We start from the raw sequence: 24,072 nt of genomic DNA, 5'->3' as shown, positions 1-24,072 counted from the left end.
GACGGCACCTGACTTTGCTGTTTCTGCCGCCATATAGTCCGCAACTGGCGCCGATCGAGCGTGTCTGGAAGCTGACAAGGCGTCTGGCATTACATAACCGCTACTTCGCAACGCTCCTCGAAGTCCTCAAGGCCGTCGAGGCCTGTTTCCGACACTGGGTTAGACCAAACAAGGTTCTACATAGATTATGCTGCATTATTTAAGACGCTGTGTTTAGAAGGCTGCAGCGCGCGAATCGGGGTGTTCGCGCCTTCTTCCGTCAGGCCTCGCTCCATAAGCATGAGATTCATCTCTCCGCGATTACCGTCGGGGAGCTTCGCCGCGGCGTCGAGCGGCTTCGTCGCAGAGGCGACGCGGTGCAGGCCGCCACAATCGAATCGTGGTTGAAAGGTGTTTTGCGCGAATACGAGGAAAATATCCTGCCCGTCAGCAAGGAAATAAGTGAGCTGTGGGGGACGATCTGTGCTCAGCATCCTGAACCGGCTTTGGACAAGCTCATCGCCGCGACGGCGATTTCGCATGGACTGACAATCGTTACACGCAACGTCAGGGATTTCGAGAAGGTGGGCGTCAAGTTGATCAACCCCTTCGACTGACAGCAACGCCGGCCCGGCGCACAACGCACGGACCGGCTCAACCCAATTAAACCAGTTCCACCCCCATCGCCGTAGCCTCCCCTCCGCCAATACACAGGCTCGCGACGCCACGCTTCAACCCGCGCGCCTTCGACGCCCCGATCAACGTCACCAGAATCCGCGCCCCCGACGCCCCGATCGGATGCCCGAGCGCACACGCACCGCCATTCACATTGACCTTGTCGTGCGGCAGATCATGCTCGCGCATCGCGGCCATCGTCACCACGGCGAACGCTTCGTTGATCTCGTACAGATCGACATCGCCCGCGCGCCAGCCGTTCTTCTCGAAGAGCTTGCTGATCGCGCCGACGGGCGCCGTCGTGAAAAGCGCGGGCTGCTGCGCGAACGTGCTGTGCCCGACGACGCGCGCAACCGGCTTCACGCCGAGCCGCTTCGCTGTCGATTCGCGCATCATCACGAGCGCTGCGGCGCCATCCGAAATCGATGACGAATTCGCCGCTGTCACCGTCCCGTCTTTCGCAAAGGCAGGCTTGAGTGACGGAATCTTCTCGATGTTGGCCTTGAACGGCTGTTCGTCGCGCTCGACGACGGTATCGCCTTTCCTGCCCTGCACCGTTACCGGCGCGATCTCCCACTTGAACGAGCCGTCATCGTTCGCGCGTTTCGCACGCTGCAGCGATTCGACCGCGAACGCATCCTGCGACTCGCGCGAGAACGCATACGACGAAGCGCATTGCTCCGCGAACGTGCCCATCAGGCGGCCTTTCTCATACGCGTCCTCGAGCCCGTCGAGGAACATGTGATCGAGCACCTGACCATGCCCCATGCGCATGCCGCCGCGCGCCTTCGGCAGCAGATACGGCGCATTCGTCATGCTTTCCATGCCGCCCGCGACGATCACATCCGCAGAGCCCGCGAGCAGCATGTCGTGCGCGAACATCGCGGCGCGCATGCCGGAGCCGCACATCTTGTTGATCGTCGTGCAGCCGGTGGAAAGCGGCAAGCCGGCGCCGAGCGCAGCCTGACGCGCGGGCGCCTGGCCTTGTCCCGCGGGCAGCACGCAGCCCATGATGGCTTCGCCGACCTGCTCGGGAGCCAGGCCCGCGCGCTCGACCGCCGCGCGAATCGCCGCCGCGCCGAGTTGCGGTGCGGTCAACGCGGCGAAATCGCCCTGGAACGCCGCCATCGGCGTGCGCGCCGCCGCGACGATGACGACCGGATCGTTCTGTGTCTCACTCATGTTTCAGCTCCTTGATGACGCCTTTGATGACTTCGGGAACATCGCCCATGCGAGCGGCAAGCGCCGCATCGGAGGCGAGGACATCGTTTTCGGCGGAATGCGCGCCGCTGCGGCTCATCGCGGCGATGCACGACTGATACACCGGATCGATCTCGTCCGATGCGCCGATCATCATGCCCATGTTGCGCAAGCGGCCATCGTGCACGCCGTAGGTCCAGCCGTGCACGGTGAGTTCCTGTCCGCGCGCCCATGCATCGTTGACGATGGTCGTGCGGCACACGTTGATGGTCTGTTCGATCGTGTTCAGCTCCACGAGCCGGCGATGCCGCGCGTCGCCGATCGGCCAGTCTTCGAGGAGCGCGGCGTGCTTTTCGCGCACGTCCTCGACATGGCGCAGCCAGTTATCGGCGAGGCCGACACGCCGCCCGACGAGCGCCGCGCCCACGCCCGAGCAGCCGTAATGGCCGACGACCATGATGTGCTTCACCTTCAGCAGATCGACGGCGAACTGGATCACGGACAGACAGTTGAGATCCGAGTGCACGACCACGTTCGCGATGTTTCTGTGCACGAACACCTCGCCCGGCGGCAAGCCGATGATCTGGTTCGCCGGCACGCGCGAATCCGAGCAGCCGATCCACAGATATTCGGGCGCCTGCTGATGCGCGAGACGCTGGAAGAACTCGGCGTCTTCGGCCAGCTTGCGCTCGACCCAGTTCTGGTTGTTCGCGAAGAGATGGGCGAGCGGATTCGGGGTTTCGTTGTTGTCGTCGGTGTGGTTCATGATCGATGGTCAAAGCAGGACGCGCGCGCGTCAGGCGGCACGCGCATCCGGTCGGCCGGGCTTCGCGAACCGCTCCGGATAGCGGATGCAGAATCGGACGTCCCGGTCATAGGGAAAGAAATCGGCGAGTTCGCCGCGCAGCAGTTGTTCCTTGTGATGCTGCCAGAGCGCGGGATCGAAAAAATCCGCGTGATGGCGCATGAACGCGTCGCGCACGCGTGGATCGCCGAGCAGAAATGTGCCGTACGTTTCAGGAAAGATATCGTGCGGCCCGACGGTATACCACGGTTCGCCCGACAACTCGTCCTCTTCGAAGCGCGGCGGCGGCACGCGGCGCACGTTGCAATCGGTCAGATACTCGATTTCATCGTAGTCGTAAAACACGACGCGACCGTGCCGCGTCACGCCGAAGTTCTTGTACAGCATGTCGCCGGGGAAGATGTTGGCCTGGATCAATTGTTTGATCGCATCGCCATACTCTTTGATGCCGTGATCGATTTCGTCGGCGCTCGCGTTCTGCAGAAAGAGATTGAGCGGCACCATGCGGCGCTCGATATACACGTGCTTGATGACGAGATTGTCGCCTTCGTACTCGATCATCGAAGGCGCTTCCTTTTTCAGCTCGCGGATGAGCGCGTCGTCGAGGCGCCCGACGGGCAGCGCGACGCTCGAATATTCGAGCGTATCGGCCATGCGTCCCAGACGATCATGACGCTTCACGAGCAGGTACTTGTCCTGGATCTTCTGTCGCGTGGTTTCCTTCGGCGGCGGGAACGCGTCCTTGATGAGCTTGAACACGTACGGAAACGAAGGCAGCGTGAAGACGATCATCACGAGCCCCTTGATCCCCGGCGCGACGATGAACTTGTCGCTCGAGTGCGACAGATGGTGCAGCAAGTCGCGATAAAAATCGTTCTTGCCCTGCTTTTGCAAGCCCACCGACGTATAAATTTCGGCCTTCGGCTTGCGCGGCATGATGGTGCGCAGGAACTGCACGTACGCGGACGGCACTTCCATGTCGACGAGAAAATACGAGTGCGAGAAGCTGAAGATGATGAGCACCTGCTCGCGCGACAGCAGCACGGTATCGAGCGCGAGCAGGCGCGGCGACGTGTGCCGCACCGCGATGGCGAAGGGCAGCAGTGCGTCGCCGTTGATGATGCGCCCGACGATATACGCCGCCTTGTTCCGGAAAAACAGCGACGAAAGCACGTGAATCTGGAAGTTCGGCGCGGGCCTGAGATCGCCGAAGGCATCGCGCAGCGACTGCATCACGCATTGCACGTCGCGCGGCAGGTCCTCGAACGGCGGTTCCAGCTGAAAGTTCGTGACGATGCGCTCGAGCGTCGCGGCGAGACCGTCTCTCTCGGGGTAATACGCGCGATACGTGGGTTTCGCGGCGGGTTCGTCGTTCTCGATGTACTCGGTCGAGATGGCCGGCCGCACGAAGATGAAATCGTTGTTGAAGTACGAGCGATGCAGGATCTTGCAGCACACCGAGTTGAAGAACGTTTCCGCGCATTCCGGCTGCCGGTGCGTCGTCAGCAAGCCGATGTAATGCAGCTTGATCTGCTGCCACACGTCGTCGTCGATGTTCTCGGCGTCGTATTCGTCTTCGAGCTGCGCCACGCATTCCGCGACACGTTCGTCATACGACGCGATGCGGTCGCGCGCGAGCTGCTGCAGCGCGAGCCATTCGCCGTGCTCGAACAGATCCTTCGCCCTGACCGCGGCTTCGCGGAACACACGGTAATGATGCTCGAAGCCTTCGAGTATCGTCTTGGCGACATCGAAGCCGATTTGCGACGAGAGCAGCTTGGGGAAATGATTCATGTCGGCCCTGCGCTTCGTGTGTGGAAGTCACGTCATGCCGCTTTGGGTTTGCGCGCGCGCCTTTCCGTTCCTGCTGCGATTAGCGCTCGGCCTTGCTCCTCATACGCGGCAAGTTCGGCCAGCGTCGTGTTCAGGTCTTCCCGTTGACGCTCGAGCACTTCGCGGTGCGCGGCGATCGTATCCACGAAAGCCTGCAACTGCGTGGCCGTGCCGGTGGGCGAATCATAGAGATCGAGCAGCGTGCGAATTTCCGACAGCGTGAAGCCGAGCCGCTTGCCGCGCAGCGTGAGTTTCAGCCGCGTGCGGTCGCGCGGCGAATACACGCGCCTCAGGCCGTTCGCACCTTCGCGCTTCGGCGCGAGCAGGCCCTGGTCTTCGTAGAAGCGGATGGCGCGCGGCGTGATGTCGAACTCGCGCGCCAGTTCGGTGATCGTGTAATGCGTCGGTTGAGTCATCGCGGGCCGGCAGCGCAGATTGCGCGTTCAACGTTAGAATGGACGTTTACGTTATCGTCAACTTCGCCAAATTGCAACGCGGCGCAAACCCGGAGGCAGGGACCGAATGAACGCACTCGAACACCAGCTCGACTATGTTTTCGCGGATGCATTGCCGGAATCGGGCGGCGTCATGGAAGTGGCGCCGGGCGTTTTCTGGCTGCGCATGCCGCTGCCGTTCGCGCTCGATCACATCAATCTCTGGCTGCTGCGCGACGAAATCGACGGCGTAAAGGGCTGGAGCATCGTCGATTGCGGCATTTCGAGCGACACGATCCGCGCGAACTGGGAGCGCGTGTTCGACACCCTGCTCGACGGCCTGCCAGTGCTGCGCGTGATCGTCACGCATTGCCACCCGGATCATCTGGGCCTGGCCGACTGGCTCTGCAAGGGCGGCGACAAGCATCGCTGGAACGTGCGCCTGTGGATTTCGCTCGGCGAATACGCGATGGGCCGCGTGATGGCCGCCGGCGACGGCTCCAACGCGGGCGGCGAGCGGGCGGCGGCGCATTTCGCGGCGCACGGCCTGACGGACGAATCCTCGCTCGACGCGCTGCGCAAGCGCGACAGCTATTACCCGACGCTCGTGCCTTCGATTCCCGCTGAATATCGCCGTATTCGCAATGGCGATGTCATCCGTATCGGCGGACGCGATTGGGAAGTGGTGTCGGGCTACGGCCATTCGCCGGAACATAGCGCGCTGTTCTGTGCCGCCGACAAGCTGCTCATCTCCGGCGACATGGTGTTGCCGCGCATTTCGACGAACGTATCGGTGTTCGCGGTCGAGCCGGAAGGCAATCCGCTCGCGTTGTATCTGGAATCGCTCGGCCGCTACGAGTCGATGCCCGCCGATACGCTCGCGTTCCCTTCGCACGGCAAGCCGTTTCGCGGCGTGCAGACGCGTATCGGGCAATTACGGGAGCATCATCGCGCGCGGCTCGCGGAAGTGCGCGACGCGTGCGCGCAAAAGCCGTGCAGCGCCGCCGATATCGTGCCGATCATGTTCAAGCGCAAGCTCGACATTCACCAGATGACGTTCGCGCTCGGCGAAGCGCTCGCGCACCTGAATCTGCTTTGGCTCGATGGCACGTTGAAGCGTCAGACCGGCGACGACGGCGTGATCCGCTTCACGCCGGCCTGAGTTGACTCACTGCACGGAAACAGCGCCGAAGTTCACGCGCCCGAACGGGCTCACGTTGTAACCGCTGACGTTCGCGCGCGTCAGCGCGGCGGCCGTCGGATACACGAGCGGAATCCACAGCGCCTGATCGTGGATGATCTTCTGCGCGTCGACATACGCCTTCGTGCGCTTCGCGACATCGGCCGTCGATTTGCCGTCGGCGATGAGCTTGTCGAGCTGGCTGTCGCAGTAGCGCGCGAAGTTGATGCCCGACTTCACCGCATTGCAACTGAAGAGCGGCGACATGTAGTTGTCCGGGTCGCCGTTATCGCCGGCCCAGCCCATGAACAGCATGTCGTGCTGTCCTTGCTTGGCTTCCTTGATCAGCTCGCCCCATTCGATCACTTTCACCTGCGCCTTCACGCCGATCTTCGCGAGGTCGGCCTGCAGCAACTCGGCGCCGGCCTTCGGATTCGGATTCAGCACGCTGCCGTTCGGGCGCACCCAGATCGTCGTGTCGAAGCCGTTCGGGAAGCCCGCATCGGCGAGCAGCTTCTTCGCATCCGCCGATGAGTACTTGTACGCCGCGATGCTCTTGTCATAGCTCCACGTATTCGGCGGATACGGATTCACGGCGGGCGTGCCCGTATTGTCGAACACGGTCTTCATGTAGGTCGTGCGATCGAACGCCATGTTGATCGCCTGACGCACCTTCGGATTGTCGAGCGGCTTCTTCTGCGTGTTGAGCGCGACGAACGCGGTCATGAACGCGGGTGCTTCGCTCACTTTCAGCGACTTGTCCTTCTTCGCGTCGAGCACGTCCTGCGGCTTCGGCGACAGCGCGATCTGGCATTCGCCCGCCTTGATCTTCTGCGCGCGCACGGACGCATCCGGCGTGATCGCATAAATCAGGCGATCGATTTTCGGCTTCGCGCCCCAGTACGACGGATTGACGTCGTAGCGGATCACCGAATCCTTCGTGTAGCTCTTCAGCACGAACGGACCGGTGCCGACCGGCTTGCTGTTCAGATCGGTTTGCTGGTTCGCCTTCAGCAGCTTGTCTGCGTATTCCGATGAATAGATCGACGCGAAGCCCATCGTGAGAATCGGCACGAAGGTCGCGTTCGGCTCGTTGAGCTCGAATTTCACGGTATGGTCATCGACTTTCGATACGGCCTTGATGAGCTTCACGAGGCCCATCGACTGCGCGTGCGGAAAGCCGCTCGCGCCCGCGATCTTGTGCCACGGATTCGTGTCGTCGAGCATGCGCGAGAACGTGAAGACGACGTCATCCGCATTGAGCGGGCGCGTCGGCTTGAAGTAATCGGTCGTCTGGAACTGAACGTTCGGACGCAGATGGAACGTGTAGGTCAGGCCATCGCCGCTCACGTCCCACTTTTCCGCGAGCGAGGGCGCGACCTTCTTCGCGGCTTCGTCGTAAGAGACGAGCGTGTTGAAGATGACGTCCGCGGACGCGTTCGTCGTCACGAGCGAATTGAATTGCACGACATCGAAGCCGTCCGGGCTCGATTCGGTGCAGACGGTGAGCGGCTTCGACATCGCGAGCGTCGGCGCGGCGAGCATGGCAGCCGCCGCAGCCGCGGCGAAGAATTTCAGGCGCATGAGATCTCCCGTGATCTTCATTATTGTTCGTGGATGAGCTTGGGCACACGAAGCAAGCGGCGCGCCCGGCGCGGCTAGATTAGCGAATGCCTCCATTGCGTACAACGATCCGATCGGCATACGCTTATTCGCGGGTTGCTGAAACCGTGTGCATCAGGCTAAACTTGCGCCGTCTTTGGGGAGTAGCCTTCCTTCGCATGCGAAGGAGAACGCGTCAACATCCTCGGCTCTGCTGCCGTGGCGCGTTCGACCGGAACGGTTTGGCGAGACCATCGATGCGCTATGTCGTTCTTGGTCGGACGGCGCGTGGCGCATCGTGGTTCGCTTGACGTCCGGCCCTGGAATCATCGTGTCCCCACAATCACAATATCCCCGTCTTTCGCGCACGCCTGCGCGCCCGCCGCATTCTTCGATGCGAGGTGCAGCATGACGATGCTCTTTGTCGAACTCGGGCTGATGCTCGCGATCATTCTGATCGCGTCGGAGCTATTCACGAATGCGCTCGAACATCTCGGCGAGCGGCTCGGCATTTCGGAGGGCGTGACCGGTTCGCTGTTCGCGGCGGTCGGCACCGCATTGCCGGAAACGACCGTGCCGATCATCGCGCTGCTCGGCGGCACGCCTAGCCGTGCGGTCAATGAGGAGATCGGCGTCGGCGCGATTCTCGGCGCGCCGCTGATGCTCGCGACGCTGTCGACCTGCCTGATGACGGTCGCGATTCTCAAGTCGCGCGGCTTGCGCGGCCGGATCATGCCGGAGCACAGCGGGTTCGTGCGCGATCTCAACTTCTTTCTGTTCGCGTTCCTGATCGCGTGCGCGGCGATGTTCGTGCCGCATCATGCGTGGCCGGTGCGGGCCGTGTTCGCGGTGGGGCTCGTCGGACTGTATGTCGTTTATGTGATTTCGACGTTCAGGGCTTCGGCGCAGCTCGTCGAGAGCGGGCACGGAACGGAGGCGCCCGAGCCGTTGTTTGCTTCGCGTGTCGGTTTGCGGACTTCGCTCGGCTCGATCATGTTGCAGTTTCTCGTCGGCATCGTGTTGCTGGTCGGCGGCGCGAAGGGCTTCATTCATGGCGTCGAGGGCGTGTCGCAAGCGCTCGGGATTTCGGCGTTGCTGCTCTCGCTCATCATCATTCCGATTGCTACCGAACTGCCCGAGAAGGTGAACAGCATTCTTTGGGCGCGTCGAGGGAAGGACACGCTCGCGTTCGGCAACATCACCGGGGCGATGGTGTTTCAAGGGACGTTGCTGCCGGCGATCGGCATCATGCTGACGCCCTGGGAGCCGCGCATCGAGGTGCTGACCGGCGTGCTGATCACGCTCGCGGCGGCGGCGTGGCTGCGCTTCAATGCGAAGGCGAACGGCATCGTGCTGTGGGCGTTGCTCGGGAATGGGGCGTTGTATGTGACTTATCTGGTGCTGACGCTGGGACGTTGAGGCGGCGGACGTCGAGGCGGCGCCGCGAAATAAAAATGCCCGCCGAAGCGGGCATCGAGAGCGAAGCAGCGCGCCGCCAGACCGGCGCGTTGTTCTTATTGTTCTTGAGATTGTTATCGGCGCGACGGCAAAAAACTTTAGAACCGCGCGGCCCGATGATACTGGCTCGCGGCTTTCGCGCCGTCCATCGACCGGCGGTACGTTGCCGAAAGCGCTGCCTGGGCCGATTGAGCACGTGCGGCGACCGCATCGATGCTCGCCTGGATCTTGCGGATGACCGCGAGCGCGTCCGCGGGTTGTTCGGCCTGCAACGCCATCACGAGCGGTGCGCGGGCTTGCGCGAGCCCGGTGGCGCGAGCCCAGTCTTCCTGGCTCACGGCCTCTTCGATCGCCTCGGTCAACGCCCAGGCGTTCTGAATCAGTTCTGGCTGGTTCATGTCTCGTCGATATCCTTGCTGCATCAGCTCTTGTTCGTCGCCAGCGCGCCCGCGCTGTTCGTGCCGCCGAAGAGCGCCGTCAGATAGCTGCCCTGCGTCGACATTTGCGACATCAGCGTGTTCAGCGCCGTGAACTGGTTGTTGTAGGCGGTCGTCAGCTGCTGCGTGTAAGCGGTGAGCTGCGTCTGCTGATCCGCGATGTTCGACAGATCGGCGTTCAGCGCCGTCGTGCGCGTGTCGATGATGCCGCCCGTCTGCAGGAACGACGTCAGGCTGTTGTTCAGTTGCGCGGCGACGCCGTTCGTCGAATTGAACAGCGACGCGACCGTGCCGGTGCTGCTGGTCAGCGCGTTGGTGAGGGCGGTCTCGTCGGTCTTGAGCGTGCCGTCCGGTTGCAGCGCGATGCCGATCGACGCGAGGTTCACCGCGCTCGAGCCCGTGCCGATCGCCTTGCTGATCGCGCTCGACAGGGTGTTCTTGATCGTGTTCATCATCGAGTCGCCGAGCAGCGCGCCGCCTTGCGATCCGGCTGCCTGCGTCGAGTCGTACGACGTCAGCGACGACGCCGTGCTGATGAAGTTGTTGTACGCGGTGACGAACGCTTCGATGGCGGTCTTCTGGCCGTCGACGTCCTGGCCGATCGTGAGCGTCTGCGGCGACGAGGCCACCGAAGCCGAGCCGAGCGTCATCGTCACGCCCGAAATCGCGTTGGTGATCGTATTGCTCGCGCTCGTGACCGCCGTGCCCGCAATCGTCAGGTTGGCGTCCTGACCCGGGGCGTTCTGCGTCCAGTTGGCCTTGGTCGCGGCGTCGAGCGAGGTCGGCGCGGAGGTCGTGACCGGGTTGCCGTCCGCGTCCGTGGTCGTGGTCGAGTTGATGCTGGTGACGTTGAGCTTGCCAAGGCCCGTGTCGTCCGCCGGGGTGGTCGGCGTCGCGACGATGTTGATCGCGCTTGCCTGACCCGTCGACGACGAGCGCAGCACGAGGTGCGCGCCGTCCGAGCCGGTGATCACGGTCGCCGTGACGCCCGGATTGTCCGACGCCGAATTGATCGCCGATGCGATGCCCGCGAGCGTGTTGTTGGAGCTGTCGATCTTGATCGTGCTCGACTTGCCGTTGATGCTGAGCTTCAGGGTGCCCGCGCCGAGCGCATCCGACGTCTTGAAGGCGCCCGAGGTGATCGACTGCGACGTGGCGATGTTGGTGACGCTGACCGCGTAGCTGCCCGCGACGGCGCCGCTCCCGGCGGTGGCCGTGAGGCCGTTGCCGTCCGCGGTCGCGGTGAAGCTGGAGAGCGTGGTGCCGTTGGCGAGATTCGTGAGCGAACTCTGCAAGAGCGACATGACGGACTTGAGCGTGCCGATCGCCGTGAGCTGCGTGTTGTCGGCCGTCTTCTTGCTGTTCAGCGTGTCGGTCTGCCCCGCGACCTTCGCGTTGACGAGCGCGCTGACGAGCGAGTTCACGTCCATCGTCGAGTTCGTGGACCCGCTGATGATCGACTGCGCGGCCTGCTGGACGGCGCTGGTCGGATCGACAGTGGAACCCGTTGTCGTGGCTACGGTGGTCATGTGTGCTCCAGTCCTGGTGCGTCTCGATCGCTTGAAATGGGGCGGGACATTTCCGTCCCGGAAATGCGCACAGGGAGACGAGCTCCCGGTGCGCTGACTGCGTTGCTTCTACTGCATGGTCCTGCTTCGTCCGGCGCGCGGTGTACGGATCGCGCCGGCTACGACATCGGCTATGAAGATTAGCCGAGGAGCTTCAGAACCTGCTGCGGCATCGAGTTCGCTTGCGCCAGCACCGAGATGCCAGCTTGTTGCAGCACTTGAGCCTTCGACAGATTCGCGGTTTCCTGCGCGAAGTTCGCGTCGGTGATCTGCGATTGCGCCTGCGACAGGTTGGTCGACTGCTCTTGCTGCGTCGAAGCCACCGAGCTGAAGCGGTTCTGCACTGCGCCGAGCGTTGCCTGGGCGCTGTTCACCGTCTGCAGCGCGTTGTCGATCGCTTCGATCGCCATCGAGGCGCCGTCGGTCTTCGTGAGGTCGATCGACGACACGGACTGGACCGTGCTGTTGTTGGCGATGGTCGTGCCTTGCGAATCGTCGGCTGCCGGGATGCCGGCGTTCGTGCCGTTGCCGACCGTGCCGGTGATCTTGCCGCTCGCGGTCGCGAAGACCTTGGACGGGTCGAAGTTGCCGCCGTCGGCCACGGTCGTCAGCGTCTGGTTGTTCTGGTCGGTGTAGGAATAGCCGCCCTTGCCGTCCGCAACCACGTTGATCTGGGTGATCGCGTGCGCGGTCGTCGTGTTCGCCGTATCGTCGCCGCCGGTGTCGTCCAGCGACAGATTCGTGAGCGTGCCGAGCGTCGTGCCGGCTTGCGGGTTCGCGCCGTTCGTGCCCGAGTTGAGCGTCGCAGCCGACATGTTCTGGCTCAGGTTGATCGAGATCGACTGGCCGACGTTCGCGCCGACCTGAAAGGTCACGGTGCCTTGCGAGCCGTCGAGAACGTTCTTGCCGTTGTACGTGGTTTGCGAAGAGATACGGTTCACTTCGGCGATACGCTGCGACACTTCCGACTGCAGCGCGGACTGGTCCGATGCCGAGAGCGAGCCGCTCGAAGCCTGCACGGCGAGCTGGCGGATACGTTGCAGGTTGTCGGCGATCTGGTTCAGGCCAGCCGATGCGGTTTGCACCATCGACACGCCGTCGTTCGCGTTCGACACGCCCTGGTTCAGGCCATTGATCTGCGAGGTCATGCGCGAAGCGATCGCGAGACCGGCCGCGTCGTCTGCCGCGCTGTTGATGCGCTTGCCCGACGAGAGGCGGGTGATTGCCGACGACAGCGCGCTTTGCGTGCCGTTAAGATTCTGCTGAGCGACCAGCGAGTTGATGTTGCTGTTGATACCGATCATGATTCTTCTCCTAAGAGATCTATTGGTGGAGCACCGTCTAATTTGCGTGGCGGTCTGCAATCACGCGTTATAGCCGGCCGCCTACTTGTGGTTAGCGGCCCCCCGCCGAAAAACTTTAGGCCATCGATTTTGCGAGTTTCGGATGATTCGCCGGCGAGGGCCGCGGGGCGGGCGCGAGCGCGGCCGCAAAGGGTTTGCGCTTTACGGCGCGCTCACGCCGTGCTGACAAAAAACATCGTGCAAAGCGGATTACTTTCGACGTCTGCAAACGTCCAGCCGATTCACACGCGTTAACCCCAAACCCGTTAATCGGCCGACTGCGCCGATTAACCCTTTATCCGATTAACCGCGAGAGCGCGTCCATCACCATCGGCACGGTGATCTGCTCTTTCATGCAGGAGAATGAACCGCCATCGGAACACCAGTTCGAAAAGAGTTCGTTCACCATAAGCACGCCTTGCTGAATGCGCGTCATGAAAGGCGCGAACACCGCGTCGTCGTGCATCTGGTGATAGCAGGGGTAGAACTTGCAAGAAGGGCGGACTTCCTCGGCGCGCCACATCGCCTGACCGTGCCGGTACGGAATGCGGCACGCCGCCGTCACTACCGAAAACAGGCCGACGATCGCGATGTCGCTCGCGCCCGCCAGATGGATCGGGCCGTTGTCCGCGGACACGAGCGCATCGGAGCGGCGCATCAGCGCGACCGTCTCGAGCGCGTCCAGCGCATCGACCGCGCTCAGCACGCCGTCGACTTGCGGAATCGCGGCGGGCTTGTCCGCCACGCCGGTCGTGCCGATGATGACCACCTGATGCCCCGCCTCGACGAGCGCCGATGCGAGCGCATCCCAGCGCGCCATCGGCCACGTGCGGTTCGGATTGCCCTGCGCGGCATGCAGCAGCACGCGGCGGCGGCCGGGCGCGAGCGCGGGCCACGAATCGATCAGACGTGCGATCTTTTCGTCGGCCTGCTCGCCAGTGTTCAGTTCGAGATTCTTGATGTCCGCATCGGCCGACACGCCGAACGCGTTGAGATAGGCGTCGACCTGATGAAAGCGCGACAGGCCGTAGGCCGCGGGCCCGACTTCGTGATAGCGCACGTTGGCGTAGAGATCGTGCAGCGCCGATGTGTCGTGCACGACGTGATCGACATGCGGGCACGCTTGCGCAAGCCGGCGAAACTCGGGCGCCGTCAGCACGACGACGGACCGCTCCGAGAGCGCCTTGAGCGCCTTGGCCGCCGCGAGCGCCATGAGCACGTCGCCCATGCCGCCGCGCCGGTCGATGCAGACCGCGTCGACGGTGCGCAGCGCATGGCCGGGCCTGAACGGCTTGCGGGCGCGCAGCACGATATCGATGGACTCGACGACGTTGTTGTAAGTGTCGATCGCATGCGCGATGCCTGCGGTGTCGATGCGTCCTTCCGCGCGCTCCCGCTCCCACGTCGGGCTCAGCTGATACTTCAGGTCCACGCGCTCGAAATCGACGCGCAGGCGCTTGGCGAGCGGCGTGCCCGGCAGGCCGTTCGCCTGCCACAGTTCGACCGTGCGCAGATCGAAGCACGCGAACATTTCAGGGATGATGCCGCGCACCTGCGAAGGATCGGACAGAAAGTCCTTGTGCCGCGGATGCGTCACCTCGATGCGGATCAGCGCGTCCGGCCTGCAGACGCGGTAGAGCTCCTGGATGAAGCGCTCGAAGGTCGCGCTCGACTGGCCGATGTTGGTCAGCACGTGCTTGAGCAGCACTTCGTCGGCGCTATTGTCCTCGAGTGTCCAGGGGAAGCTTTCCAGGTCCATGACGAGGTCGGGACGCACGTCGGGCCATTTGTCGACGTTGAGCCAGCCCTGGCGGTAGTCGCCGCCGCAACCCAGATTCAATTTCATAAGTCATCCCCGGCAGGGATTCCGTGATTCGTTCGCGAAGGAGGAACGCCGGCGGGGACGCGCGGGCGTGTCTCTGCAGATCGGTTCTATTGCGCATCCGGCACGTCCAGATGGGACGGCGGCTCGCCGGCGCGGTTTTTCTCGACCATCATGGTGATGGCATGTTCGAAGTTTCGCGTAAAACGCCCGGTGTCAAAGAGAGGAGCAGTGGTCATATTTGCCGCCAGTTTGGCGCGTAGATTGGCTCGCAGTCGTGCATCGCGGCCGAGGCGGGCGGCGATCTCGACCATCTCGTCGGTATTGCGCGCGACGAGTTCGGGCGCGTCCATCGCGTTCAGCAGGCTTTCGCTGACGCGCGACGCGAAGTGCGCGCCGCGCGCGGTCACGACCGGAATGCCGGCCCACAGCATGTCGGACGTGGTCGTGTGGCCGTTGCAGACGAGCGCGTCGAGCGCGACATCGGCAAGACGCATGCGGGCGATGTGCCGCTCGGGCGGCGCGAACGCTGAGAAGATCAGCCGGTCGGCGCGCACGCCCAGGCGTTCGGCATACGCGCGCAGATTGCGCTCGGCGGCGGGACTCTGGCCGAGCAGCCACAGCACGCTGCCGGGCACTTCGGCGAGCACGCGCATCCATACGGTGAAGCTGCCGCGATCGATCTTGTACGACTGGTTGAACGCGCAGAACACGACTGCGTCGGGCGGCAGGCCTTGCGCCTCGCGGGTGCCGGGGTCTCCGGCGACCGGGCGCTTGCGGTCGTTGCACTGGTACGAATGCGGCAGGCGGCACAGCTTCTCGGTGTAGAACGGGAAACTGCTTTCGGGCGTGACGAAACGGTCGGCGACGAGGTAATCGATGAACGGCACGGCCGTGCTGCCCGGATAGCCTAGATAGGCGGCCTGCAGCCGGGCGGGCCGGTACGCCATGATGCCGAGCCGGCCCCAGCCCGTGTGGCCCTTGAGATCGAACAGGATGTCGATGTCGTCGGCGGCGATGCGCGCGGCCGCGTCGGCATCGGACAGGGCGGTGATATCGACGTGATGCTCGACGGCACGCAGAAAGCGCTGCTGGTATTCGGAGTTGTCGCGCGGGCTGTGATCGTAGGCGAACACCTCGAAGCGGTCGCGGTCGTGCGACTCGAACAGGCCCGCCATGAGATGTATCGTCGCGTGATTGCAAAAGTCGGCGGACAGATAGCCCACGCGGATGCGCGCCCGCCCGCGCACGCTGTCCGTGCGGGGTGCGAACGGCTGCACGTTCGGCAGCATGCGGTTCGCGTAGGCGCGCGTCACCTCGAGGTTGTAGAGCTCGTTGGCGCACCAGGTCAGATGCGTGAGCGGATATTCCTGCGTCGCGCCGTATTGACCCTTTGCGTAGTGATCGAGAATGCGCGCCTGCAACGACTCGATCCACTCCCATTCGCACGTGAAACGCGACGGGACGAGCGCCGCGCCGAGCACGGCGGCGTTCGCCTCGCCCGGCCCGATGATCTTCTTGAAGACTTCGGCGGCTTCCTCGTGCATCTCGTTGCTTTGCAGAAGCAGGGCCGCGTTGGTCAGGAACTGCTCGTTGCGGGTGAGCGACAGGAGACGCCGCGCGAAAAGCACGCCCTCGCGATAACGGTTCGCATTGAAGAGCGTCGTAACGAGCGCGTTGAGCACTTCTTCGTTGCCGGGATCTTCGGCGATGCCGAACATGAGGCATTTGAGCGCTTCGTCCGTGCGGCGCTCGCCGCCCAGCAGCAGCCCCGCGACGAGCCAGTTGCGCGCACCGCCGCCGACGGCGCCCGCCCGCCGGTACGACTCGATGGCCTCGGCATGGCGGCCCGACATGCGCAAGCCTTCGGCCTGCAGCGTCAGCAGTCCGGGATGATTCGGATCGTTGCGCAGGAGATCGCCGATCCGCTTGAGCGCAGCGCCGGCTTGTCCGTTGTTGATCTGCTTGAGCAGTACGTCTGTCAGATTCGTTTCGCTGGCCATTGACCCATCCGGTGTCGAACCGGTTTTTTCCGGCAATCTCGTGCGGCCCCGTGCCGCGCGAGCAGTCTGGAATGACGGCGCGAGAGGCGCGCGACTTTAGCGGTTCGTGCCCGCGCGGCCCAAAAAAAAGCGGGCGTACGATGAACGTACGCCCGCGAAGAGTATAAAGCGAGTCGCCCGGCGCGCCCGGAAGCCGTTCCTGCGATGGCTTCCGGGTTCGCGCGAGGACGCCCTTAGAGGTTCAGATACGAGATCTGATCGTTCGACAGCGCTCCGATCTGCGCGTTGGTCATCGAGTGAACCTGCGTCGTCGTCAGCGCGGCGATCTGCGTCGTCGTCAGCGCCGACACCTGTGTCGTCGTCAGCGCGGCGACCTGCGCCGTCTTCAGCGCCGTCATGTCGTCGGTGGACAATGCGCCGATCTGATCCAGCGTCATCGCGGCGACATCGCCCGTCGTCAGCGAGGCGATCTGGCCGGTCGACATGCCCGCGATCTGCGACGTCGTCAGCCCGCTCTGCACCTGGGACGCCGTGAACGCCGCCACCTGCGAGTACGCGAAGGCCGCCATTTGCGATGCCGACAGCGAACCGATCTGCGCATTCGTCAGCGATGCGACCTGGCCGGTCTTCAGCGCGGCGATGTCGCCCGTCGAGAACGAGCCGAGCTGATCCGTGCTGAGCGAAGCCACCTGCGTGGTCGTGAGCGACGCCACCTGCGTCGTCGTCAGCGCGGCCACTTGCGTGCTGGTGAGCCCGCCCACCTGCGCCGTCGTCAGCGATGCGACCTGGCCGGTCTTCAGCGCGGCGATATCTTCCGCCGAGAACGCGCCGAGCTGATCGCCGTTCAGCGCGGCCAGATCGGCGTTGGACAGCGACGCGATCTGACCGGTCGAGAACGCGCCGATCTGCGTGGACGTCAGCGCGCTCGCCTGCGACGTCGTGAACGACGCCACCTGCGAGTACGCCAGCGCTGCGATCTGGCTGGTCGACAGCGCGGACACCTGACTCGTCGTCAGCGCCGCGACCTGGCCGGTCTTCAGCGCCGCGACATCCGCCGTGGAGAGCGCGCCGAGCTGATCCGAGCTCAGCGCCGCGACGTCGGTGTTGGTCAGCGCGGCGACCTGCGTCGTCGACAGCGCGCCGATCTGATCGGCCGACAACGCGCCCAGTTGCGGCACCGTCAGCGACCCGATCTGCGCCGTGGTCAGCGCGCCCACCTGCGTGGTGGACAGCGCGCCCACTTGCGTCGTCGTCAGCGCGGCGACCTGCGACGTCTTCATCGCGGCGATGTCGCCGGTCGTCAGCGAGCCGAGCTGATCGGAGCTCAACGACGCCACCTGCGCGTTCGTGAGCGACGCCACCTGCGCCGTGGTCAGCGCGCCGACCTGGCCGGTCGACAGCGCGCCCACTTGCGCGGTCGTCAGCGCGGCGACCTGCGCGGTCTTCAGCGCCGTGATGTCGTCGTTCGACAGCGCGCCGAGCTGGTCGCTGTTGAGCGCCGCGACGTCCGCGTTCGTCAGCGACGCGACTTGCGTCGTCGAGAGCGCGGCTACTTGCGTCGTCGTCAGGGCCGACACCTGCGAGGTCGTCAGCGAGCCGATCTGCGCGTTGCTCAGCGCGCCCACCTGCGCGGTGGACAGCGCGCCCACCTGCGCCGACGTCAGCGATGCGACCTGCGCGGTCTTCAGCGCGGCGATATCGGCGGTCGAGAGCGCGCCGAGCTGATCCGTGTTCAGCGCGGCCACGTCGGCGTTGGACAGCGACGAAACCTGCGACGCCGACAGCGCGCCCACCTGCTCCGTCGACAGCGAGCCGACTTGCGACGTGCTGAGCGAGCCGATCTGCGCATTCGTCAGCGCGCCCACCTGAGTCGTGGAAAGCGCGCCCACCTGCGAGGTCGTGAGCGCACCGACCTGGGCGGTCTTCATCGCGGCGATGTCCGCCGTCGACAGCGAACCGATCTGATCCGTGGTCAGCGACGCCACCTGCGCGTTCGTGAGCGACGCCACTTGCGCGGTCGTCAGCGCGCCGACTTGCGCCGTCGACAGCGAGCCGACCTGCGAGGTCGTCAGCGCGGCGACCTGCGCGGTCTTCAGCGACGCGATGTCGTTCGCGGACAGCGCGCCGAGCTGGCTGCCGCTCAACGCCGCGACATCCGCGTTCGAGAGCGAGGCCACTTGCGTGGTGGACAGCGCGCCGAGCTGGTCGGTCGTCAGGGCGCCCACTTGCGTGGTCGTCAGCGCGCCGATCTGCGCGGTCGTCAGCGCGGTCACCTGCGCCGTGGACAATGCGCCGACCTGCGCGGTCGTGAGCGCGGCGACCTGCGACGTCTTCAACGCGGCGATGTCGTTATTCGACAGCGCGCCGATCTGATCGGCGCTCAGCGCCGTCACGTCCGCGTTGGTCAGGCTCATGATCTGGCCGGTTGACAGCGCGCCCATCTGCGTGGTGGACAGCGCGCCCACTTGCGCGGTCGTCAGCGCGGCGACCTGCGCCGTGGACAGCGCGCCGATCTGCGACGTGGACAGCGCGCCCACTTGCGCGGTCGTCAGGGCGGCGACCTGCGCGGTCTTCAGCGACGAGATATCCGCGTTCGACAGCACGCCGAGCTGATCCGTGTTCAGCGACGCCACCTGCGACGTCGTGAGCGACGCGACCTGAGCCGTCGTCAGCGAAGCGACCTGACTCGTGGACAGCGCGCCCACTTGGCTCGTCGTCAGCGCGGCGACCTGCGCGGTCTTCAGCGCGGTGATGTCGTCGGTCGACAGCGCGCCGAGCTGGTCGCTGTTCAGCGCCGCGACATCCGCATTGGACAGCGACGCGACCTGCCCGCTCGACAACGCGCCGATCTGGCCGGTCGTCAGCGCGCCCACTTGCGCGGTGGTCAGCGCGCCGACCTGCGCGGTCGTGAGCGCGCCCACTTGCGAGGTGGACAGCGCGCCCACTTGCGAGGTCGTCAGCGCCGAGACCTGCGCGGTCTTCAGCGCCGCGATGCTGGTGTTCGAAAGCGCGCCGAGCTGATCGGTGTTGAGCGCGGCGACATCGGCGTTGGACAGCGACGCGACCTGCGCCGTGGAGAGCGCGCCCACCTGTGCGGTGGAGAGCGCTCCCACTTGCGTGGTCGAGAGCGCGCCGACCTGAGCCGTCGTGAGCGCGGCGACCTGCGCCGTGGAGAGCGCGCCGACCTGCGAGGTCGTGAGCGCACCGACTTGCGCCGTCTTCAGCGCGGCGATATCGGCGCCCGTCAGCGAGCCGAGCTGGTCCGAGTTCAGCGCCGACACTTGCGCGTTGGACAGCGAGGCGACCTGCGCGGTCGTCAGCGCGGCGACCTGCGCGGTCGACAGCGACGACACCTGCGTGGTCGTGAGCGCGGCGACCTGCGCCGTCTTCATCGCGGTGATGTCATCCGCCGACAGTGCGCCGATCTGGCTGGTGCCGAGCGCGGCGACATCGGCGTTCGACAGCGACGCGACCTGCGACGTCGAGAGCGCGGCAATCTGATCGGTCGTCAGCGCGCCGACCTGCGCGGTCGTGAGCGCGCCGATCTGCGCCGTCGTGAGCGACGCGACCTGCGCCGTGGACAGGCCGCCCACTTGCGTCGTCGTGAGCGCGGCGACTTGCGCGGTCTTCATCGTGGCGATATCGCTGCCCGACAACGCGCCGAGCTGATCCGCGCTCATCGCGGCGACATCGGCGTTGCTGAGCGCGCTCACCTGCGAGGTGGACAGCGCGGCGACCTGCGTCGTCGTGAGTGCGCCGACCTGCGTGGTGGAGAGCGCGGCGACCTGCGCGGTCGTGAGCGCGCTCACTTGCGTGGTGGAGAGCGCGCCGACCTGCGCAGTCGTGAGCGCGGCCACTTGCGCCGTCTTCAGCGCGGCGATGTCGCCCGTCGACAGCGCGCCGAGTTGCGTCGTCGTGAGCGCGGAGACGTCCGCGTTGGTCATCGACATGACCTGACCGGTCGACAGCGCGCCGATCTGATCGGTCGACAACGCGCCGACCTGCGTGCTCGTCAACGCGCCGATCTGCGCGTTGGTCAGGGCGCCCACCTGCGCGGTGGACAGCGCGCCGACCTGCGCGGTCGTGAGCGCGGCCACTTGCGACGTCTTCAGCGCGGCGATGTCGGCATTCGAGAGCGAGCCGAGCTGATCCGTGCTGAGCGTCGCGACCTGCGCGCTGGACAGCGAGGCGATCTGCGTGGTCGTGAGCGCGCCGACTTGCGCGGTCGAGAGCGCACCGACCTGCGCGGTCGTCAGCGCGGCGACTTGCGCCGTCTTGAGCGCGGCGATGTCGCCGGCGGACAGCGCGCTCAACTGGTCGCTGCTCAGTGCCGCGACATCGGCGTTGGACAGCGACGCGATCTGGCCGGTCGTCATCGCGCCGATCTGCGCGGACGACAGCGCGCCGACCTGCGTCGAGCTGAGCGAGCCGACCTGTGCGTTCGTCAGCGCGCCGACTTGCGTCGTGGAAAGCTGGCTGACCTGCGAGGTCGTCAGTGCGCCGATCTGGCTCGTCTTGAGCGCGGCGATATCGGCGGTCGTCAGCGCGCCGAGCTGATCCGTGGAGAGCGCGGCGACATCGGCGTTAGACAGCGACGCGACCTGCGCCGTGGAGAGCGCGCCGACCTGCTCCGTGGACAGCGCGCCGACTTGCGCGCTGCTGAGCGAGCCGACTTGCGCGTTGGACAGCGCGCCGATCTGCGTCGTCGAGAGCGCGCCGACCTGCGAGGTCGTCAGCGCGCCGATCTGGCTCGTCTTCATCGCGGCGATGTCGCCGGTGGAGAGCGCGCCGACCTGATCCGTGCTGAGCGAAGCGATCTGCGAAGTCGTGAGCGCGCCGACTTGCGCGCTCGTGAAGGCGGCGACCTGCGCGGTGGACAGTGCGCCGACCTGGGCGGTCGTGAGCGCCGCGACTTGCGCGGTCTTGAGCGCGGCGATGTCGCCGTTCGAGAGCGCGCCGATCTGGGTGCTGCTGAGCGACGCCACATCGGCATTGGACAGCGACGCGACTTGCGACGTCGACAGCGCGCCGATCTGGTCGGTTGTCAGGGCGCCGACCTGCGCGGTCGTGAGCGCGGCGACCTGCCCGGTCGTGAGGGCGCTCACCTGCGTGGTGGACAGCGCGCCGACCTGCGTGCTCGTGAGCGCGGCGACCTGGCTCGTCTTCATCGCGGCGATGTCGCCTGTCGAGAGCGCGCCGAGCTGGTCGGTGTTGAGCGACGTGACCTGCGCGTTGGACAGCGATGCGATTTGCGTCGTCGAAAGCGCGCCGACTTGCGTCGTCGAGAGCGCGCCGACTTGCGCCGTCGTGAGCGCGGCGACTTGCGCGGTCTTCAGCGCGGCGATATCGCCCGTGGTGAGCGCGCCGAGCTGGTTCGAGCTGAGCGCGGCGACATCCGCGTTCGACAGCGACGCGACCTGCGCGCCCGACAGCGCGCCGATCTGATCCGTGGTCAGCGCGCCGACCTGCGCGGTGGAGAGCGCGGCGACCTGGGCGGTCGTGAGGGCGCTCACCTGCGCGGTCGAGAGCGCGCCGACTTGCGCGGTCGTGAGCGCGGCGACCTGGGCCGTCTTCATTGCGGCGATATCGCCGGTGGACAGCGCGCCGAGCTGCGTCGAGTTGAGCGTCGCGACATCGGCGTTGGACAGCGATGCGACCTGCGCCGTGGAGAGCGAGCCGATCTGGTCAGCCGACAGATTCGCCACTTGCGCCGTCGTCAGCGCGCCGACCTGCGCGGTCGTGAGCGACGCGACCTGCCCCGTCGACAACGCGCCGACCTGCGCGGTCGTGAGCGCGGCGACTTGCGCGGTCTTGAGCGCGGCGATGTCGCCGTTCGAGAGCGCGCCGAGCTGATCCGAGCTGAGCGCGGCCACATCCGCGTTCGACAGCGACGCGACCTGCACCGTCGACATTGCGCCGACCTGCGCCGTCGAGAGCGCGCCGACCTGCGTCGTCGACAGCGCCGCCACCTGGGCGTTCGTGAGCGATGCGACCTGCGCCGTCGACAGTGTGCCGACTTGCGCGGTCGTGAGCGAGGCGACCTGCGAGGTCTTCAGTGCGGCGATATCCGCCGTCGAGAGCGAGCCGAGCTGATCCGAGCTGAGCACGCTGATATCCGCGCTCGTGAGCGCCATGACCTGACCCGTCGAGAGGGCGCTCACCTGTGCGGTGGACAGCGCGCCGACTTGCGTGGTCGTGAACGAGGCGATTTGCGCGTTCGTCAGCGAGCCGACTTGCGCCGACGACAATGCGCCGACCTGCGAGGTCGTCAGTGCCGCGACTTGCGCCGTCTTCATTGCGGCGATATCCGCGTTCGACAGCGAACCGATCTGATCCGTGCTGAGCGTGCTGACTTGCGACGTGCTGAGCGACGTGATCTGGGCGGTCGTCAGCGCCGCGACCTGCGTCGTCGAGAGCGCGCCCACTTGCGAGGTCGTGAGCGCGGCAACCTGCGCGGTCTTCAGCGCGGCGATGTCGCCCGTCGAGAGTGCGCCGAGCTGGTCCGCGCTGAGCGCGGCGACATCGGCATTGGAAAGGGAGGCAACCTGCGCGGTGGAGAGCGCGCCGACTTGCGCCGTCGACAGCGCGCCGACCTGAGCGGTCGTGAGGGCGCCGACTTGCGCGTTCGACAACGCGCCGACTTGCGCCGTGGACAGCGCGCCGACCTGGGCGGTCGTCAGCGCGGTGACCTGCGACGTCTTGAGCGCGGCGATATCGCCGGTGGAAAGCGACGCGAGCTGATCCGAGTTCAGCGTCGAAACTTGCGCGTTGGTCAGCGACGCGACTTGCGACGTGCTGAGCGAGCCGACCTGCGCGGTCGAGAGCGCGCCGACCTGCGCGGTCGTGAGCGCGGCGACCTGCGAGGTCTTCAGCGCGGCGATGTCGCTGTCCGACAGCGCGCCGAGCTGGTCCGAGCTCAGTGCCGCCACGCCCGAATTGGACAGCGATGCGACTTGCGCCGTGGAGAGCGCGCTGACCTGATCGGTCGTCAGCGCGCCGACTTGCGCGCTCGACAACGTGCCGACCTGCGCGCTCGTGAGCGCGCCGACCTGCGTGGTCGAGAGGCTTTGCACCTGCGAGGTGCCCAGCGCGGCGACCTGCGCGGTCCTGAGCGCGCCGATCTGCGCCGTCGACAATGCGCCGAGCTGATCGGCGCTGAACGACGCGATGTCGAGTGTCGACAACGCGGCGACCTGTCCCGTGGACAGGGCGGCGATCTGCGCGGTGGACAGGCCGTTCTGAACCTGCGACGCCGACAGCGTCGATACTTGCAGATACGTCAGCGCGGCAATCTGGGTCGTACTCAGATCATGGATCTGGGACGTCGAGAGCGCGGCGAGCTGCCCGGTCTTGAGCGCGGCGATATCGGCCGCCGACAGCGAGCCGATCTGGTCGGCGGACAGCACGGCGACAGCCGCCGTGCTGAGGTTGACGATGTCCGCCGTGGACATCGCCGCGATTTGCACCGTCGTCAGTGCCGCGGCCTGGCTGCTGGACAGCGCTGCGATGTCCGACGTTGCCAACGCCTGTATTTGTGCACTGGTCAGCGCGGAAATTTGCGTCGGCGAAAACGCGGATATGATCGAAGTCATTAATTATCCCTTCACGGATTGTTTTGTTTCGCGGGCGCGTCGTTAATAGTCCATTCCCGACCGAATGCTTCCCCCGACCCGACACGCGCGCTCTTGCGGGTTATCGGCTCTCTGTCGACAAGCTTTAACCGGCGCGCGCCC

At 65.3% G+C, this 24,072-nt stretch carries 16 protein-coding genes and 1 riboswitch; of the genes, 5 read left to right on the top strand and 11 right to left on the bottom strand.

The features are described 5' to 3' along the window. Positions 1-14 precede the first annotated feature (14 nt). Both AWB78_RS49815 and AWB78_RS27530 read left to right on the top strand, forming a co-directional pair. Positions 15-203, top strand: coding sequence for a transposase (locus tag AWB78_RS49815; protein ID WP_074173546.1), 189 nt, complete (start codon positions 15-17; stop codon positions 201-203). A gap of 6 nt (positions 204-209) precedes the next feature. After that, complete coding sequence (locus tag AWB78_RS27530) at positions 210-596, top strand: PIN domain-containing protein (RefSeq protein WP_062609182.1); 387 nt, start codon at positions 210-212, stop codon at positions 594-596. Between the two features lie 46 nt (positions 597-642). Here the strand turns inward: AWB78_RS27530 and AWB78_RS27525 are convergent, their stop codons facing one another. The 4 genes from AWB78_RS27525 to AWB78_RS27510 are packed head-to-tail and all read right to left on the bottom strand — an operon-like array spanning position 643 to position 4,908. After that, a complete protein-coding gene (locus AWB78_RS27525; RefSeq protein ID WP_062609181.1) occupies positions 643-1,836 on the bottom strand; it encodes an acetyl-CoA C-acetyltransferase in 1,194 nt (397 codons plus the stop codon). Continuing rightward, positions 1,829-2,620: a carbonate dehydratase gene (gene can, locus AWB78_RS27520; protein WP_062609180.1), complete on the bottom strand. Its 792-nt coding sequence runs from the start codon at positions 2,618-2,620 to the stop codon at positions 1,829-1,831. Before can ends, AWB78_RS27525 begins: the two co-directional genes overlap by 8 nt. 30 nt (positions 2,621-2,650) lie before the next feature. Further along, the gene (aceK, locus tag AWB78_RS27515) at positions 2,651-4,453 is read right to left on the bottom strand and encodes a bifunctional isocitrate dehydrogenase kinase/phosphatase (protein ID WP_062609178.1); all 1,803 of its coding nucleotides are present in this window, start codon (positions 4,451-4,453) and stop codon (positions 2,651-2,653) included. A 32-nt stretch (positions 4,454-4,485) separates the two neighbouring features. Continuing rightward, on the bottom strand, positions 4,486-4,908 hold the full coding sequence (locus AWB78_RS27510; RefSeq protein WP_062609176.1) for a MerR family transcriptional regulator: 423 nt from the start codon (positions 4,906-4,908) through the stop codon (positions 4,486-4,488). A 106-nt stretch (positions 4,909-5,014) separates the two neighbouring features. Here AWB78_RS27510 and AWB78_RS27505 point away from each other — a divergent pair, with 106 nt between their 5' ends. Next, positions 5,015-6,088, top strand: coding sequence for an MBL fold metallo-hydrolase (locus AWB78_RS27505; protein ID WP_062609174.1), 1,074 nt, complete (start codon positions 5,015-5,017; stop codon positions 6,086-6,088). Positions 6,089-6,094: 6 nt separating this feature from the next. Here AWB78_RS27505 and AWB78_RS27500 read toward each other — a convergent pair whose 3' ends face one another. Beyond that, entirely contained in the window at positions 6,095-7,690 is a 1,596-nt protein-coding gene (locus AWB78_RS27500) for an ABC transporter substrate-binding protein (RefSeq protein WP_062609207.1), read from the bottom strand. Positions 7,691-7,852: 162 nt separating this feature from the next. Next, positions 7,853-8,029: riboswitch (yybP-ykoY riboswitch) on the top strand. Positions 8,030-8,116: 87 nt separating this feature from the next. On the opposite strand from AWB78_RS27500, the gene AWB78_RS27495 reads away from it, so the two are divergent. Then, positions 8,117-9,127, top strand: a complete 1,011-nt coding sequence (locus tag AWB78_RS27495) for a sodium:calcium antiporter (protein ID WP_062609172.1) — start codon at positions 8,117-8,119, stop codon at positions 9,125-9,127. Between the two features lie 137 nt (positions 9,128-9,264). On the opposite strand, the gene fliT is transcribed toward AWB78_RS27495, so the two are convergent. The 6 genes from fliT to AWB78_RS48515 form a co-directional block, all read right to left on the bottom strand. After that, positions 9,265-9,564 carry a flagellar protein FliT gene (fliT, locus tag AWB78_RS27490; protein ID WP_062609170.1) on the bottom strand — a complete coding sequence of 100 codons (300 nt, stop codon included), beginning with the start codon at positions 9,562-9,564 and terminating at the stop codon, positions 9,265-9,267. Between the two features lie 23 nt (positions 9,565-9,587). Next, positions 9,588-11,132 carry a flagellar filament capping protein FliD gene (gene fliD, locus AWB78_RS27485; RefSeq protein ID WP_062609167.1) on the bottom strand — a complete coding sequence of 515 codons (1,545 nt, stop codon included), beginning with the start codon at positions 11,130-11,132 and terminating at the stop codon, positions 9,588-9,590. 179 nt (positions 11,133-11,311) lie between these two features. After that, entirely contained in the window at positions 11,312-12,475 is a 1,164-nt protein-coding gene (locus AWB78_RS27480; protein WP_062609165.1) for a flagellin, read from the bottom strand. A gap of 334 nt (positions 12,476-12,809) precedes the next feature. Continuing rightward, on the bottom strand, positions 12,810-14,360 hold the full coding sequence (locus tag AWB78_RS27475) for a glycosyltransferase family 9 protein (RefSeq protein WP_062609163.1): 1,551 nt from the start codon (positions 14,358-14,360) through the stop codon (positions 12,810-12,812). A gap of 86 nt (positions 14,361-14,446) precedes the next feature. Then, the gene (locus AWB78_RS27470; RefSeq protein ID WP_062609161.1) at positions 14,447-16,339 is read right to left on the bottom strand and encodes an O-linked N-acetylglucosamine transferase, SPINDLY family protein; all 1,893 of its coding nucleotides are present in this window, start codon (positions 16,337-16,339) and stop codon (positions 14,447-14,449) included. 233 nt (positions 16,340-16,572) lie between these two features. Continuing rightward, positions 16,573-23,790, bottom strand: a complete 7,218-nt coding sequence (locus AWB78_RS48515) for a hypothetical protein (RefSeq protein WP_157697633.1) — start codon at positions 23,788-23,790, stop codon at positions 16,573-16,575. Here AWB78_RS48515 and AWB78_RS46765 point away from each other — a divergent pair. After that, positions 23,774-23,977, top strand: coding sequence for a hypothetical protein (locus AWB78_RS46765; RefSeq protein ID WP_198399360.1), 204 nt, complete (start codon positions 23,774-23,776; stop codon positions 23,975-23,977). The genes AWB78_RS48515 and AWB78_RS46765 overlap by 17 nt on opposite strands. Positions 23,978-24,072: the final 95 nt, after the last annotated feature.

Origin of the sequence: Caballeronia calidae, assembly GCF_900044055.2 — a bacterium.
In the GTDB taxonomy this organism is placed as follows: domain Bacteria; phylum Pseudomonadota; class Gammaproteobacteria; order Burkholderiales; family Burkholderiaceae; genus Caballeronia; species Caballeronia calidae.
Note: the sequence above shows the minus strand (reverse complement) of the source record. Positions and strands in the feature narration are given on the sequence as shown.

Excerpts from the sequence above, each read along its gene's own strand:
- AWB78_RS27525 (WP_062609181.1), bottom strand. The coding sequence starts at position 1,836 with ATGAGTGAGACACAGAACGATCCGGTCGTCATCGTCGCGGCGGCGCGC.
- can (WP_062609180.1), bottom strand. The coding sequence starts at position 2,620 with ATGAACCACACCGACGACAACAACGAAACCCCGAATCCGCTCGCCCAT.
- aceK (WP_062609178.1), bottom strand. The coding sequence starts at position 4,453 with ATGAATCATTTCCCCAAGCTGCTCTCGTCGCAAATCGGCTTCGATGTC.
- AWB78_RS27510 (WP_062609176.1), bottom strand. The coding sequence starts at position 4,908 with ATGACTCAACCGACGCATTACACGATCACCGAACTGGCGCGCGAGTTC.
- AWB78_RS27505 (WP_062609174.1), top strand. The coding sequence starts at position 5,015 with ATGAACGCACTCGAACACCAGCTCGACTATGTTTTCGCGGATGCATTG.
- AWB78_RS27500 (WP_062609207.1), bottom strand. The coding sequence starts at position 7,690 with ATGCGCCTGAAATTCTTCGCCGCGGCTGCGGCGGCTGCCATGCTCGCC.
- AWB78_RS27495 (WP_062609172.1), top strand. The coding sequence starts at position 8,117 with ATGACGATGCTCTTTGTCGAACTCGGGCTGATGCTCGCGATCATTCTG.
- fliT (WP_062609170.1), bottom strand. The coding sequence starts at position 9,564 with ATGAACCAGCCAGAACTGATTCAGAACGCCTGGGCGTTGACCGAGGCG.
- fliD (WP_062609167.1), bottom strand. The coding sequence starts at position 11,132 with ATGACCACCGTAGCCACGACAACGGGTTCCACTGTCGATCCGACCAGC.
- AWB78_RS27480 (WP_062609165.1), bottom strand. The coding sequence starts at position 12,475 with ATGATCGGTATCAACAGCAACATCAACTCGCTGGTCGCTCAGCAGAAT.
- AWB78_RS27475 (WP_062609163.1), bottom strand. The coding sequence starts at position 14,360 with ATGAAATTGAATCTGGGTTGCGGCGGCGACTACCGCCAGGGCTGGCTC.
- AWB78_RS27470 (WP_062609161.1), bottom strand. The coding sequence starts at position 16,339 with ATGGCCAGCGAAACGAATCTGACAGACGTACTGCTCAAGCAGATCAAC.
- AWB78_RS46765 (WP_198399360.1), top strand. The coding sequence starts at position 23,774 with ATGTCCGCCGTGGACATCGCCGCGATTTGCACCGTCGTCAGTGCCGCG.
- AWB78_RS48515 (WP_157697633.1), bottom strand. The coding sequence starts at position 23,790 with ATGTCCACGGCGGACATCGTCAACCTCAGCACGGCGGCTGTCGCCGTG.